The sequence below is a fragment of the Desulfogranum marinum genome (assembly GCF_963675105.2).
Lineage (GTDB): Bacteria > Desulfobacterota > Desulfobulbia > Desulfobulbales > Desulfobulbaceae > Desulfogranum > Desulfogranum marinum.
On record NZ_CAXXRO010000002.1, the window covers coordinates 1,045,847 to 1,060,365 of the forward strand.

Consider the following 14,519-nt stretch of genomic DNA (forward strand, 5'->3'; position numbering starts at 1 on the left):
GTTAAAATCCCTTTTCAGCCAGTTCTACTGCCCGACGCAGCCCCATGGACTTGTTAATGGTTTCCTCATGTTCCTTGACCGGGTCGGAATCAGCTACAATACCGGCACCTGCCTGAATCCATAGATTATCATCTCGAAAAACAAAGGTGCGAATGGTTATACAAAAATCCATATTGCCGGAAAAACCGAAATAACCGACAGCGCCCGCATAAGGACCTCTGCGCTCGGTTTCCAGCTCATCAATAATCTCCATTGCCCTTATCTTGGGTGCACCGCTCACCGTCCCGGCAGGAAAACAGGCTTTAAGCACATCAAACTGGTCTTTTCCTTGGGCAAGTTTGCCGTGCACACCGGAAACAATATGCATCACATGACTGTATCGCTCGACAACCAGCAAATCCTTGACCGACACAGACCCATATTCAGCCACTCGTCCGACATCATTACGGCCGAGATCAACCAGCATGAGGTGCTCGGCACACTCTTTGGGATCAGCAAGCAGTTCTTTTTCCAGCGCCAGGTCTTCCTCTTTGGTTGCCCCTCGCTTCCTGGTCCCTGCAATGGGTCGTAATTCTATATCATCATTTTCGAGACGAACAAGAATCTCCGGAGAAGATCCGATGAGCACCATATTGCCGGTTCGTAAATAAAAGAGGTAGGGACTGGGGTTGATATGGCGTAAGGCTCGATAGAGATTAAATGGATTCAGGCTGGACTGCGCATGAAATCGCTGTGACAAAACAACCTGAATAATGTCACCGGCAAGAATATATTCCTTGGCCTGCTCGACCATACCACCGAAAGTGACAGCATCCATGTTGGAGACAAACGTATGTGGCTCAACCGGCTGCTTCTGGTCAACCACATCAACCGGCACAGGATTTTTGATCTTTTTAATAATCTGATCGATTCGCCGACAACCATCCTGATACAACTCTTCTGCTGTTTTCCCGTTCCCCTTCCACAAGTTACACACAATGGTCAGGGTTTGCTGTACAGCATCATGGATAAGCACCATACCAGGTATCTGGAACGAACTGTCTGGGACGTTTGAGGGCGGGTGACAATCCGGGATGTCTTCCACAAATCGAACCATATCATACCCAAGAAAACCTACCGCGCCACCGTAAAACTTTGGAAGTCCTGGAGCATCAACCACGTCAAAAGAACCAATTAACTGCCGCAGTTCGTCAAGTGGGTTCACCCCTTTTTTAACGCTGTTTTTCTCAGCGCTATCCGGATAGATATAGCTCACTGAATCGCGAAGGCTTTCAAAGGTCACCAACGGATCCATGCCGATAAAAGAAAACCGTCCCCACTTTTCCCCTCCTTCCATCGACTCAAAAAGAAAGGCATGTTCATCTTTACCGGCTACTTTGGCAAAAATGGTCAAAGGAGTATCAAGGTCGGCAACAATGGTTTTATATACAGGTACAAGCCCGGCTTGCCCCATCAAGCGAACAAAATCTTTTTGCTCTGGAAAATACATGATACAGGTATCTCGTGATTTCTAAAAAAGGAAACAACAGTTCTTTATTGAGCAGGCAACTACCACCAATTATACAATGTATAACCGACGGTAAAGAACAGTGCATACAACAAAAAAAAGCCATGGAAGCAAACTGCTTCCATGGCTTTAAATCATCTCAAAACTATGCAGAGGGTTTTACAGTTTCCACCTTATCCAAGTGGCTGCATTTTGTTTACTCGTCTAGTAAGACGAGAAACCTTTCTCGATGCATTGTTTTTGTGAATAGTACCTTTGGCCGCTGTTTTCTGGATTACCGGAATGGCAACCTGCAGAGCTTCCTTGGCTTGTTCTTCTGATCCGGCAACAAGAGCTTCCTCTACCTTGCGAATAGCAGTTTTCATTGTAGATTTGTTCATGCGGTTACGCAGACGACGAACTTTTGACTGACGGTCTCTCTTGAGGGCGGACTTATGATTGGCCATGAATTACTCCTAACTCTTTATAGTGTACATCTCAGATGAAATAATTAAATTTAAACCACGCTTTTTAACGAATCACGTGCTCTTTGTCAAGAATAATAGAGGGGATAATACGATTTGTCTCACTCTACCGTATTCTCATCTCCGAGCACCAGTCCCTTGGCTCCTGTGAAATCTGCAGAATCCATGAGTGTCTGATCAAAGCGTGCGCCGGTTAAGTTGGCGTTGGTAAAATCGGCACGGTAGATATCGGCTTCACTAAAATCGGCGTTTTGCAAATCAGCACCGCGAAAATTAGCTCCCTTTAAATTAGCTTCTTCAAAATCAGCCCCTTGTAAATTACACCCTTCAAAGTTGACCCGCTCAAGATCAATCTCTTTAAAATTTTCTCCGGCAAGGTCCATCCCTGACAAATCACAACCAACGCAGCGCTGGTTATCGAACAGTTTTTCAAGGATGAGTTCCTGCCTGGCAACAGCCTGCTCAGGCGTTTCAACAGTGTACATTGGCGATGTAATTGCTTCAGTCTGTTGCTGGGCATTATCTTCAATTTGGGCAATCATAGACGAAACATTCTGATCCGCCTCCACCTCTTCCTCCGGCTTTTGCGCGGTTACGACTTCCTTGACGGGCACAGGTTCATCTTGCGGAAGAGCAGGAGGGGCGATTTCTGTTTTTTGAGCAGATGCTGTCGCGACCTCAGCCAATGATGCTTCCTTGGGTATGCTGCCGTCAAGCTCTCCGGAAGGCTTTACCGGCGGGGCACCCTCTGGCACTGCAACAGCTTGGAGTGTCCCTGCACCGGCTATCGACCCTGTCACGATATCCTCTCCAACTGCAGAGGGCTTATCTACCTGTATATCTCCCTCGCGGACATCTGCTTCCTCAATTTTGTCCGCAAAATCATTGACGGTTTGTGGGAGCGACGCATTATCGGCCTGGTCAGCGACACTCTCTTTTTCTACTTGGGCTACAATTGTCGCCTCTAATGGCTTCACCGCCTGTTTTTCAATCACGTCTCTTTCGGCCACCGGCTCAATGACCGGTAACTCTTTTGCCGATTCCACTTTCTTGCTCTGCTCAGACAGTTCCTGTACAGGCGGAACACTTTCCACTGACTGAATTTCCGACTCTGAAACCACTGCCTCAGCCATAGGTACCATCTTTTTGGATGTGACCTTTGGCGTAACAGACGGTTCGGAACGTTGTATCGGTTGAGAAGAAGGAGTTGACGTGCTGGACGTCACAGTTTGTTCACTAACCGCTGGATCCTCATTTTGAATAACAGGAGGAGGTGACTCTAAATCCTGCCTTTCTCCGACTGCCACATCATGAGTATAAGGCACCTGTTTAGACTGATCTTCTGTCGGCACATATACCTTTTCCCCTGAGCCTGAAAATGCTTCCTCCTCAACAGGCGGCCGAGTGATAAAGTCGCCGTTGATTTTTGCTGTCTCAAGAAAGGCACCTTCGAGAACAGCGCCAGTCAAATTGGCACCTCGAAGATCGGCATCGGCCAAATCAGCCCCGCCAAGAGATGCGCCCTGCAAATTCGCATTTTTCAAATTTGCACCGGACAGATCCGCGAGAAACAATTTAGCTCCGGCAAGGTTGGCGCCCTCGAGATTTGCTCCGTGCAGGTCCAAACGGATCATTGTTGCACCGGCGAGATCACAGCCTGGACAACTTTTTGTTTTGAGCAATTGTTGAAAATTCGCCTGGGCTTCCGGACGAGGAGAACCAAGGGGCGAGGCAGCACTTGACAGCACTACGCAGCAGCTAACCGCCAAGCAAGAAACAGACGTTAAAAAAAGTTTCATAAAGACGACCCATAAGGATATTTATAAAAAGCGAGTCTCCCCCTGCCCCGGTAATCGGCACAACCTTCAATCACCGCGGAAAAACCGGATACCACGCTAAAACAGTGACCAGCGAGTTCTTCTCTCGCTGTTTTCTTTTATTGCCAACAATATATAATGCAGCTTAGCCCGAATTGCTCATGAACTTTTTGATTTTAAACTCAATTAATTGATATTATTCTATAAAGAGTAACTGTACAATTAACAGTCTGTTTTTCTTTTTAAATCAAAAAGTTCCCCCTTCGGGTCAATAGATTTTTCCGCAGGATCTACGTTACAAACCACTTGCGGTAGTTTACTATCGGAGTCTACGCTTACCTGCTGCGCGGCTTGTGCCTTGCCCTGCGAAAAACTTTATTGATGAGAAATCCTGGTTGAGATCATTGCCACCCAACATTTACCAGCGTGGTATTGTTTTTACACCATTTGCAATACGCAAACAGTTCACCTTTACTCTTTTCAGTTTTAATCCGTCCAGCGTGCAGGGTAATTAAAAAAAGCACACTCACTGGGTATTCAAAACCTGGTAATGGTGGATATACGCTACTCCTATCCGCCCTCACACAGGGGGAGCTTTTACACGTCTATCAACTTGAGCGATGACGCAAAAAGCAGTTGACGCATAACGACCTATGCGGGTATATCGATTGCTGTTTATGCCTCTATACTCCGAGGCTGCAGTTCCTCCTATTCACACCATACACTTATTCAACAATGCGTCTGTCCAATATTTTTTTCCCTGAAGAATCGAGAGGTTTCCCCGGTAAACGCTGGGGTAATGTTATCTTCAGAAGCCTTCATCTCTGTGGCATGGCGGTCTATACAGGGGGGCTTTATTTTGACGTGGCAGCACCACTTTTGACTCCATGGTACATAGCAACCGCAGCAAGTGGACTGTTCATGATGGGCGCTGACATTTACAGTAACGGAAAATGGATTTTTCAAAATCGTGGTTTCCTGATCATAATCAAAATATTGATTCTAGGGATACTGCACCATTCAACTATTAATCCGATATGGCCGGTACTGTGGATTATCTTTGCCTCCGGTCTCATTTCCCATGGCACTGCTACATTTCGGTACTATTCTATTTTTCATAGACGCCAAATATGACGGCATTCCACCCTATGATCACAACGTCATAGAGTTCTTCATGACACTTGGCACACTCGGTCTCCGTTACCCGGAGTCTTCGCTACCCGGAGTCTTCGCTACCTACATACCTGAATTTTGCTTAGCCGTCTTTGAGTTCGCAACGGGCTGCTTCTGCCTGCCTATCAAACACAACTCATCTCCCCGCACCTGTATGCCGCCTGAGGACTGATGAACAAAAAAAAAGCCCACCCTGAAGATAGACTTCAAAGCGGGCTAGCTGCACCGTTAAGGACGGTGAGAGTTTTCATCTACTGCAAATTTTGTACTTTTTTGGACTTTTGTTTATCAATCTTTTTCGGAATAAGGCCGTTTGACATAAAAGCCGTGCACTGTTTCCGCTTTTCAAAAGGGCAATCAGTAATATTCCAGCAGGGTGTATATTGCAGCAATTTTTTCACAGCAGCAATAGACACACCATGCTCGTGGATCATTTCTCTCAGGCATTCTATCCACTTTATGTCATTCATTGTGTAGTAACGCCACTTACCCTTGCGCATCGGAGTTACCAGCCCCTCTTCCTCATATATCCTCAGTGTCCTAGGATGAACAGAAAGCATCTGAGCTGCAACGCCTATGGTGAAGATTGCCTTTTTCTCGTCAATCATCTCATGCCTCTTTTGATGATGCGGCCAGAGCCTTGAAGACTATGACCGCATTCTCTGATATTGCTTAAGAAATCAGTGACTGTCCTGCCCGGAAAATCGCTTACCGAAGAACCGTTCACCCTGGAGAAAAAGCATGCCGGTCAGACCAATACCAGCCATGGCTACAATCCATTCAGGACCGGAAGGAACGTAGTCAATATACAGAGGAGCGTTGCCATCAAATTCTGCAAGCTGCGGTACTATCTGCCCTGCAGTTACCATATTCAAGCGCCCAATAAACATTCCAACAAGGGCCATCAGACCGGATGCAGTCAACGCCATCAGGCTTTTCATTCTGGTTAAACTGAGCAAAAGGATCGGAGCAATCAGCCCAACACCAACTTCAAGCATCCAAAAATTAGTGGACAACGGCCCGGTATACAGGGCATCGGCAGCGGTTCTACCAGCTGAAGATCCACCAACATAAAAGGAGGCCATTTTCCAGAAGGTGGACACACTTACTAAAATCAGCATAAGCAGCAGCACTTTACCGGCAGCCTGTACACCTTCAAAAACACAGTCTTCCATCCGTTTATTCCGGATTGCATAAGCAAAATGTGTAAAGATAATGGCTGCAGCTGAACCTGAGAGGAACGCACAGGCAAGAAAATAAACAGGCAATTGTGCTCCATACCAGAAAGGACGGGCAGCGAGTGTCGCAAACACACCGCCAAGACAGGTATTGGCAGCAACTTCTGCAAGTCCCCCAAGAATTCCTAAGAATAAAGCTAACTTATACTGCTTATTAAGAATGAGCCAGAACTCAAGAAGGATAAACCCCAAAGCCATACCATAAAGAGTACCCATCCACCAAATATTAGAGGTTATATTGGGAGAGATAACATTATAAATCACCATCCGCCAAGGGTTGGCTATTTCCATGCCAATCACAACGAAGGCGCTCACAATGGTAACGAGCGAAATCCAGACCATCCTGTTTGCCAATGGCGCCAGCTTATTACCGCCAAAAACATGGCTGATTGCTGCCAACAGGCAGAGCCCGGTAGAAGTAATTGCAAAAAAGGCATATGTGGATATAAGCAAGCCCCATGGCACTTCGCGACTTACATTATAGACATGTTCGTGACCGACAAAAAATCCATATAGTCCGGTTAGCACGCCAACAAAAAGCAAAAGAGCGAAAGCTCCGGACAAATAATTTACTGACGGACTCGCCACTTCGGGTTCTGCAGTGGCTGCAAAAGGGAAACTGTTTACCATTGTGTACCTCCTCATCTTTTTGTACAATTTTTTTCTATAACCGAGCCGGTTCAACCATTTTCTGCCGATGTTCTTCACTGGCCAGGGACTTCAATCCGATCAAGGCAACTATCGCGGAAAAAGGTCCTAGAGCAAGAAAAAGCAGAAAAGAAAGGCTAAACCAAAACCATTCACCAATTTGGCCCTTATGGGCTTTGAGCCAAGTGATCAAAAAATGACCGCCATCATTATTGATCTCTTTCATCGGGCTTTGCTGGAGAGTATTCATCGTCTTCCTCTTTCTCGTTGTTCGCAGGTGGTTGCGAATCTTTACCCTTACTATCGCAAGGGCTGTGCCAAAACCACACTTCTGCTGCACAGAGGACCAAAAAAAATACTAACTCCTTGTAAAAAGGTAACTATAAAGTCATACAAATGAAAACTTATACACTTTCCAGGCAGTCACAATTTACAGATATATTACTTTCATGGCGCACAATGCGCCCCTTAAGACAATACCCATAGCTCAAAATAAACCCTAGCACCACTCTTAGCTCTAAAACCGACCAATAAGCAGTTAACTATCTAAAAAAATAACAAAAAAAAGAAAGCTATCCATAAAACCACTAACTTGCTCACAGCCGAACCAGTGGTAAACACCGGCACACGACAATCATAAAAAAAGAACGATATTACAAAGTGTTAAAAGCTACTGCGCATCAAAAGAGCGCATTATACGCCCAAAAAACCAATTCTCTCACCAACAACACGTTACCTCACAGCCGTTTTTTTCTTTACAGAGGACAAATAGGTCCTAAGCAAACAACTGAGGGTTACCACGGTAACACTTGACAAAACCACGCCACGTTAAAGCATAACCACCTGATTAATCTGTAACATTTCTAGAAAAAGGGGTAAATTTACAGCAAGGAAGGAACACCAGGGAGGGTGAAAAAAGGGTACCGGAACGGCACCAGCACGTTTAAAGAAGGAAAAAACAGAAGAAATGAAAAATTTCGAAAAGGATCTACCGTTGTTTTTACTATTTACAACTTATAGGATAACGATAGCGGTAAATTAAAATAGATTTTGCACTTACAGAAAAAGCTATACCGGAAGCATTATACTTCCGGTATAGCTTTTTCAAATCCGACATATACGTATAACTGCAGCGCCTTATCAATGCTCCTCGGCAGCTGCTTTTCCTTCGCCGCCATGCATCCGCTCAAAGCCCTGCACCCCGATATGACAGGTGGTACAGAGTGTATCCGAGGCAAAGGCATCGTCCCCATTGTGACAGGCACCGCAATATTTTCCATCGTACAAGGCAGCCATGGTAAACTCCTCAGGCTTTTCTTCAGCGGCGCCGACTCTCATCTCAAAAAGTTCATCATGACAACTTGCGCAGTCAAAGCCCATTTCCGTATGTTCCGTATGGTTGAAAATAACCGCTTTTACCGGTTTAACAAAAACTATTGTTTCCGGTTCTACCATATCGCTTCCATGGCACGAAATACAGTTACCTTCTTCCACAGTGTCAAATGCCGTATCACCATCATGGCATGCGCCACAATACATCCCTTCTTCCATAGAGGGATGATTGTAATCACCACTAGCCTTTGCTGCACCGCGCTTTCTTTCAAAAAGATCAGGATGACAGGTATCGCAAGAAAACTCATATTCTATGACATGGGACTTGTGACTAAACATCCCTCCAACTGGTTCTTTTTTCAAGATCAGTGTGTCGCCGTATGCATGAAGCACCTTATCTTCAGCAGGTTGCTTTTCCGGTTCGGCCGTGGCTTGCGCAGCCCTGTCCAACACAAACCCACCAGCCACTATCGCTACCCCCAGAACTGCTGCCAACTTTAATGCCATCTTCATCGTATCCCTCCTTTTATGGGTTAGGCGTTCATATAAAATACATTCGGCAAAGCACCGGTTTCAGGCCGGAGCACCCAGACAACTGTTCCAGGCTTATGCACCAGGCTATACACTTCGCTGGCGGGATCGCTCAAATCCCCGAATACCCTGACCCCAGCCGGACAGGCTTCCACACAGGCAGTATCTTTCAACCCTTTTGAGAGGCGGGTATCATAACAAAAATTACATTTATCCACAGCCCGTGTTTCCTCGTTAAAATAACGGGCATTGTATGGACAAGCCGCCATACATGTTTTACAGCCAATACATTTCTTTTCATCCATCATGATAATGCCGGTTGTTTTGTCCTTGTAGGTCGCCACAGTGGGGCAAACCCGCACACAGGGCGGACGATTACACTGGTTACAAAGAACCGGTGTAAATATGCGCTCTTGACTGGACGGCCCTGTCTTGCGATAGCGTTCGAGAATAGTGGTCCTGTATCCATAGGAAGGGACATGATTTGTACGCACACAGGCTTCCATACAAAGCTGACAGTCAACACAAAGATTCTGACGCATGACCATACTGTAATGAGGGCTATATGGATATTTAGCGACCGTCTCCTGCCCTCCAATAGCTCCCAGTACTTTTTCCGCCGAGGTTAGCGACAGCACAGTGCCACCCATAAAAAGCCCGGTAACCGCTAAACCGGCACGGAGAAAAGTTCTACGCTCCAATGAAGGCAGCTTCTCCACCCCTTCATTTTCCATTTTTTCAAGTTCATCGACATTCATTACACGCCCCCAATAAAAATATGAGAAAAGACGTTAAGCCACTGTAGGCTAACTCATTTATAATTTGACCCTTTCTTCCAACCTGGCGAGGTATCACGGTGCTCGCTTTCCTCATTACGAGTAAAATTTTACACTCAGAATATTAACTACATGCCTGTGATAAAATTACCCATGTGCCTTTACCTTGACGAAAGAACCGCATTTCAAGATACACTATACTACAATGTGTAACGCTTAAAAAAGTATATTTAAGTCTAAACCTCCGCAAAAAGCAGAGAAATAAAACGGCCAATATACCTAAAAACACGAAAAAGGCAAGAGATCTCATAGCGAACAAGGTGGTAGTCCTACCCTGTAAAAGCTTCAACGCTTTCCGCACCCGGAGATGCAATCCCATTGACCGCAAAAAGAAAGATGAATATTATTGAAGGACTTTGCAGCAGCGCACAATTTGCAAGCAAGCCACTCACAACCACTCAGCACTCCCAGAACGTCGCACGCGAGGCACATAAAAAATATGTCGCAATCACTTGAAAACCTACATTCCCCTTTAGCTGTTTTTATTCTCGACAAACAGCGCCGGGTGATCAGTGCCAACAAGGACGCCGAACAGCTCACCAGCAAAAAAATCGCTGAAATGCAGGGGAAAAACCTCGATGAACTATTTCCACAACACAAAGAGACATCCTCACTGGACAACCTGATACAACAGACAGAAAACGGGCACCCCATTTCAAAACATTCGATACTGCTTGCCGGCACCGAACTTGGCGCACCGGCACAAACGGTTCTTACCTCTATCATACCACTGCACGGTGCAACCAATAAGCCGGGCAACACCCTGCTCACCTTGGACATCACCAATCAGTCCGTTCATCATCAGCTCCTTCTCAACTCGGTCGAAGAAGGCGTGTTAACCGTCAACAAACAACTTGAAATTACGACATTCAACAGCAGCGCAGAAAAGCTCACAGGCTGGAGCCGTGAAGAAGTCATCGGTAAAAAATGTAACCAGGTCTTTCCGCCGGAAATCTGCGGCAACAGCTGCCTGATTCAACGATCAATTACAGAAGAGCGCCCCATAGCAGTACACACGGTTTCCATGCCCAGAAAAGACGGCAAGTCCTTTCCACTTTCACTTAAATCCTCCCCGCTGTTTGACCAAAACGGGTTGGTCATTGGCGGAGTACAGACCTTCCACGACTGCACAGACGAGCTATACAGCGACTTGATCCTGTCTTCGGTTGCCGATGGAGTCTTTACCATCGATAAAAACCGCCTCATCACGTCCTTCAATGCTGCAGCGGAAGGAATTACAGGATGGACCAGAGAAGAGGTAATCGGCAAACCCTGCCATACCATCTTCCACTCCAGTGTTTGCGGTTCAGCCTGCCTGCTACAGAAGGCGATTGACCTCAACAACTCTTTTATAGACCGGTCCATTTTCATCAAAGGCAAAGCAGGTAACTCTATCCCGGTTACCATCAGCTCCTCTCCTCTTCTTGACGATTTTGGTAATATTATAGGTGGAATTGAAACGTTCCGCGACAACACCTCGTCCATAAGGGAAAGCCTCATCCTTGATTCTGTCGCAGACGGGGTCTTTACAGTTGACCGGAACTGGAAAATCACCTCATTTAATAACGCAGCCGAGGAGATCACCGGCTGGGATAAAGAAGATGCCATGGGGAAATCCTGCTCCGACATATTCCACTCATCCATCTGTGGTAAAAACTGTGCCATTGCGGAGAGCCTCTACACAGGCAAGGCCGCCTCTAACCGCTCCATTACCATCCTTAACAAAGCTGGAGAAAAAATCCCGATAAGCATTAGCGCTGCCCCCCTCACTGACCATGAAGGCAACATTATCGGTGGAGTTGAAACATTTCGCGACCTGACCACCATCACTGCCCTGAGAAATCAGCTCAAACAGAAATATACCTTTGACGAAATTATCTCCAAATCCAAGGCGATGCAACGGCTTTTCAACATCATGCCGGACATCGCCCGCAGCCCAAGCACCGTGCTCATCCTGGGGGAAAGCGGGACAGGCAAAGAACTTATAGCCAGAGCCCTGTTCAATGCAAGCTCACGAAGAGAAAAACCTTTTATCGTTGTAAACTGCGGAGCACTGCCGGAAACACTGCTTGAATCAGAACTGTTCGGATATAAAGCCGGGGCCTTCACCGACGCGCGCAAAGATAAGGCGGGAAGATTTGCAGCAGCTGAGGGCGGCACTCTTTTTCTGGACGAAATAGGAGATATTCCAACAAGCGTCCAGGTAAAATTGCTTAGAGTGCTCCAAGAAAAGATATACGAACCCCTTGGTTCTAATACTCCGGTCAAGGCCGACGTACGAATCATCACCGCAACCAATCGCGACTTACAGAGCCTGGTGAGAGAGGGGCTCTTTCGTGACGACCTTTTTTACCGACTCAACGTAGTCAAGATCAATTTACCGCCACTACGCGATCGCAAGGAAGATATCCCCTTACTCATTGATCATTTTATCAGAAAATACAGCGCAGAGCAGGGCAAGGATATAGTTGGCATGTCCAGCGGCGCCTTATCCATCCTTATGCGCTACGATTACCCCGGCAACATCCGAGAGCTTGAAAACATTGTTGAATATTCGTTCATCCTCTGCGAGGGTGGCTATATTCAATCACATCACCTGCCGGAGCCGTTTTCTACCGCGCCGGAGGCACAAACAACAGGGACGGCAAGCAATAGCAACGCACAATCACTGGAGGAAATCGAAAAGCAAGCGATCATTATCGCTTTAGACCGAAACAAATGGCGCAAAATGCGCACTTGTGATGAGCTCAAAATATCCAAGGATACCCTGCGAAGAAAAATAAAAAAATACGGGCTCACCAACCCCGTTGACGACAAGCTCAAAAAGCAGAAAAAAACGCTAGACACTTTTTAGGCAAAACCATATCTCGTCCAAACCATCAAACCAGAGCCTTAACAAGGCCTGATTATATAACACTCAGCCAATTATCACCCCCGAACTATTAGAGGGGGGAGAGATTTAAACTGCTGCCTGCCAAGGCTATAAAAAAATGGCTATACTGTGATCAACCCAGTATAGCCATTTGCCCTTCACATCTTTACTTCCAATACCCTCTACCTTCATTCAATCGTAGATAGCATCACCAACCGCCTTTTGCCTGAGCGGAGTAAGCCGACAAGGCACTATCCATTTGATATTCTCCAGAATAATCGCCTCTCTGCCGGCCCCACAGGTTTTAGCCAATAGACTGGTGCTTTTTTTTTTGGGCTGCTGTCTTTCTTTTTTCGACATCTTTTGCCTTGGCGACCTTGCGAGCTGCGACGTCACCCACTCTATGCGGGATTCTTGGAACAGAACGGTCCACCTTAGCGCCGCAACACTCATGAACATCTGCCGGGCAATCTGCAATTTCCCAGCAAGGCACAAATTCAAGTAATTTTTTAAGCCCTGGAATACTGATTCCCTCTTCATGAATAAACCGGCGAATACAGTTGATCCACTGAATGTCATCAGCCGAGAACATACGCCTATTTCCAACATGGGTAGGCCTGATCAGCCCTTCCTTTTCATAAATACGCAAGGTCCTGGGATGTACATTCAGCAATTTGGCAGCAACCCCGATCGGGTAGACGGCAACATCCGGGCGCACAGCCTGTATTTCAGTTTTTTTTCTTGCCATTATTTCCCTTACCTCCTCTTACTGGCTGTTAAAAGAAAGGTACGCACAGGCACCTTTCTTTTCGGCACTACCTCAGTGATCTTCCGAGAGATGGCCTCGAAACATTCGCTCACCCAGCATAAACAGCACGGCACAGAAGGTGAAACCAGACAGAGTAATAACCCACTCATGCAGTGTTGGAGTGTACGGCAACAGGTGTGGCATATCCACGATATTCATCTCATGAAATCCCGGAACCACTTGGCCCACAATAACCAAATCGTACCGCATGAAAAAGATACCGATAATACTGGATGCCGATCCGATAGCTAACGCTGTGACATTGCGAGCCTTGACCGCTAAGATGATAACAAACGGAATAACCAGCCCCATGGCCACCTCACCGATCCAAAAATTCTTGGCGTACGGTCCGCTGATGAGTGACATAATGGCTTCATACTTTCCTGGCGGATGCCCGGAAATACCAGTTATAAATTTCCAGGTGGTAAAGAACATAATAACCACATAGAGCAAGGCTCCTAGCTTAGCAACTGCAAAAAGAGAATTCTCAAGCTCGCTGCTCATCTTCCAGCCGTTTATTTTATAACCAAGCCAATGGAAAAAAATGACCGTTGCACAACCAGACATCATAGCTGAAGTAATGAAGTAAATCGGCATATAAGGTCCATGCCAGAATTCACGGCCGTTCAAGAGACCAAAAACCGCACCAAGGTTAGAGTGAGCTGCAACACCGGCAACAACGCCTAACAGGCCTAACGTACCAGCTATTTTATGCTTATTGGCCTGCAGTAAGGCAAATTCAGCCAGCATAAAGAAAAGATATGCACCATAAAGGGTACCCATCCACCAGATACTTGAAGTTAAGTTCGGTGAAATAATATTGTAGACAGCCATCCGCCAAGGGTTTTCAATTTCAAAGGCGATGACCAAAAAACCAGAAATAATGGTGGCGATAGCGAGAAAAACAGATCGTTTTGCTATCGGCTGAAAAGCCTTAAAACCAAAGACATGGCCAATGGACGAGACAAGGCAAAGACCTGTAGAAGTAACAACAAAAAATACATAGGCGGCCAATAACAACCCCCACGGCACCTCTCTGGTGACGCCATAGGCGTGTTCATGCCCGATAAACATTGCATGCACACCAAAAGCGACCCCTACCAGCGTAAAGAGACCAAATATGGCAATTGCACCGTTGTAAACACTTGATTCGTTTCCAGCAAGACCGCCTTCTTGAGGCAGTACTGCGGCAATAATTTTTTCCATGCTTATAAACCCTCCAAACTTGTTTGCACGATTAGATTCATTCAAAGCTGGTAGCGATACCTCTACCGCAACAAGCTTACCAGCGGT

The 14,519-nt window shown here is 46.3% G+C and carries 11 protein-coding genes; 1 reads left to right on the forward strand and 10 read right to left on the reverse strand.

Annotated features, from left to right (window positions below; genetic code table 11):
• Position 1: 1 nt before the first annotated feature.
• The 8 genes from trpE to ACHZCY_RS05475 all read right to left on the reverse strand — a co-directional run bounded on the left by trpE (position 2) and on the right by ACHZCY_RS05475 (position 9,468).
• Positions 2–1,489 carry an anthranilate synthase component I gene (trpE, locus tag ACHZCY_RS05440; RefSeq protein ID WP_319548111.1) on the reverse strand — a complete coding sequence of 496 codons (1,488 nt, stop codon included), beginning with the start codon at positions 1,487–1,489 and terminating at the stop codon, positions 2–4.
• A gap of 191 nt (positions 1,490–1,680) precedes the next feature.
• Positions 1,681–1,953, reverse strand: coding sequence for a 30S ribosomal protein S20 (rpsT, locus tag ACHZCY_RS05445; protein ID WP_205223999.1), 273 nt, complete (start codon positions 1,951–1,953; stop codon positions 1,681–1,683).
• A gap of 119 nt (positions 1,954–2,072) precedes the next feature.
• Positions 2,073–3,719, reverse strand: a complete 1,647-nt coding sequence (locus tag ACHZCY_RS05450) for a pentapeptide repeat-containing protein (protein ID WP_319548112.1) — start codon at positions 3,717–3,719, stop codon at positions 2,073–2,075.
• Positions 3,720–5,212: 1,493 nt separating this feature from the next.
• Complete coding sequence (locus ACHZCY_RS05455) at positions 5,213–5,569, reverse strand: MerR family transcriptional regulator (RefSeq protein ID WP_205223996.1); 357 nt, start codon at positions 5,567–5,569, stop codon at positions 5,213–5,215.
• Positions 5,570–5,641: 72 nt separating this feature from the next.
• Complete coding sequence (gene nrfD, locus ACHZCY_RS05460; RefSeq protein ID WP_205223995.1) at positions 5,642–6,829, reverse strand: NrfD/PsrC family molybdoenzyme membrane anchor subunit; 1,188 nt, start codon at positions 6,827–6,829, stop codon at positions 5,642–5,644.
• Between the two features lie 34 nt (positions 6,830–6,863).
• Entirely contained in the window at positions 6,864–7,097 is a 234-nt protein-coding gene (locus ACHZCY_RS05465) for a hypothetical protein (RefSeq protein WP_205223994.1), read from the reverse strand.
• 890 nt (positions 7,098–7,987) lie between these two features.
• The gene (locus tag ACHZCY_RS05470) at positions 7,988–8,692 is read right to left on the reverse strand and encodes a c(7)-type cytochrome triheme domain-containing protein (protein WP_319548113.1); all 705 of its coding nucleotides are present in this window, start codon (positions 8,690–8,692) and stop codon (positions 7,988–7,990) included.
• Positions 8,693–8,712: 20 nt separating this feature from the next.
• Positions 8,713–9,468: a 4Fe-4S dicluster domain-containing protein gene (locus tag ACHZCY_RS05475; protein ID WP_319548114.1), complete on the reverse strand. Its 756-nt coding sequence runs from the start codon at positions 9,466–9,468 to the stop codon at positions 8,713–8,715.
• Positions 9,469–9,985: 517 nt separating this feature from the next.
• Between ACHZCY_RS05475 and ACHZCY_RS05480 the strand changes: the two genes are divergently transcribed.
• Positions 9,986–12,400: a sigma 54-interacting transcriptional regulator gene (locus ACHZCY_RS05480; protein ID WP_319548115.1), complete on the forward strand. Its 2,415-nt coding sequence runs from the start codon at positions 9,986–9,988 to the stop codon at positions 12,398–12,400.
• Between the two features lie 322 nt (positions 12,401–12,722).
• Here the strand turns inward: ACHZCY_RS05480 and ACHZCY_RS05485 are convergent, their stop codons facing one another.
• The gene (locus ACHZCY_RS05485; RefSeq protein ID WP_319548116.1) at positions 12,723–13,166 is read right to left on the reverse strand and encodes a MerR family transcriptional regulator; all 444 of its coding nucleotides are present in this window, start codon (positions 13,164–13,166) and stop codon (positions 12,723–12,725) included.
• Between the two features lie 72 nt (positions 13,167–13,238).
• On the reverse strand, positions 13,239–14,432 hold the full coding sequence (gene nrfD, locus ACHZCY_RS05490) for an NrfD/PsrC family molybdoenzyme membrane anchor subunit (RefSeq protein ID WP_319548117.1): 1,194 nt from the start codon (positions 14,430–14,432) through the stop codon (positions 13,239–13,241).
• Positions 14,433–14,519: the final 87 nt, after the last annotated feature.

What these genes read in the sequence shown, in the direction of transcription:
- ACHZCY_RS05485 (WP_319548116.1), bottom strand. Translation starts at nt 13,166, where the DNA reads ATGGCAAGAAAAAAAACTGAAATACAGGCTGTGCGCCCGGATGTTGCC.
- nrfD (WP_205223995.1), bottom strand. Translation starts at nt 6,829, where the DNA reads ATGGTAAACAGTTTCCCTTTTGCAGCCACTGCAGAACCCGAAGTGGCG.
- rpsT (WP_205223999.1), bottom strand. Translation starts at nt 1,953, where the DNA reads ATGGCCAATCATAAGTCCGCCCTCAAGAGAGACCGTCAGTCAAAAGTT.
- ACHZCY_RS05465 (WP_205223994.1), bottom strand. Translation starts at nt 7,097, where the DNA reads ATGAATACTCTCCAGCAAAGCCCGATGAAAGAGATCAATAATGATGGC.
- trpE (WP_319548111.1), bottom strand. Translation starts at nt 1,489, where the DNA reads ATGTATTTTCCAGAGCAAAAAGATTTTGTTCGCTTGATGGGGCAAGCC.
- ACHZCY_RS05455 (WP_205223996.1), bottom strand. Translation starts at nt 5,569, where the DNA reads ATGATTGACGAGAAAAAGGCAATCTTCACCATAGGCGTTGCAGCTCAG.
- ACHZCY_RS05475 (WP_319548114.1), bottom strand. Translation starts at nt 9,468, where the DNA reads ATGAATGTCGATGAACTTGAAAAAATGGAAAATGAAGGGGTGGAGAAG.
- ACHZCY_RS05480 (WP_319548115.1), top strand. Translation starts at nt 9,986, where the DNA reads ATGTCGCAATCACTTGAAAACCTACATTCCCCTTTAGCTGTTTTTATT.
- nrfD (WP_319548117.1), bottom strand. Translation starts at nt 14,432, where the DNA reads ATGGAAAAAATTATTGCCGCAGTACTGCCTCAAGAAGGCGGTCTTGCT.
- ACHZCY_RS05470 (WP_319548113.1), bottom strand. Translation starts at nt 8,692, where the DNA reads ATGAAGATGGCATTAAAGTTGGCAGCAGTTCTGGGGGTAGCGATAGTG.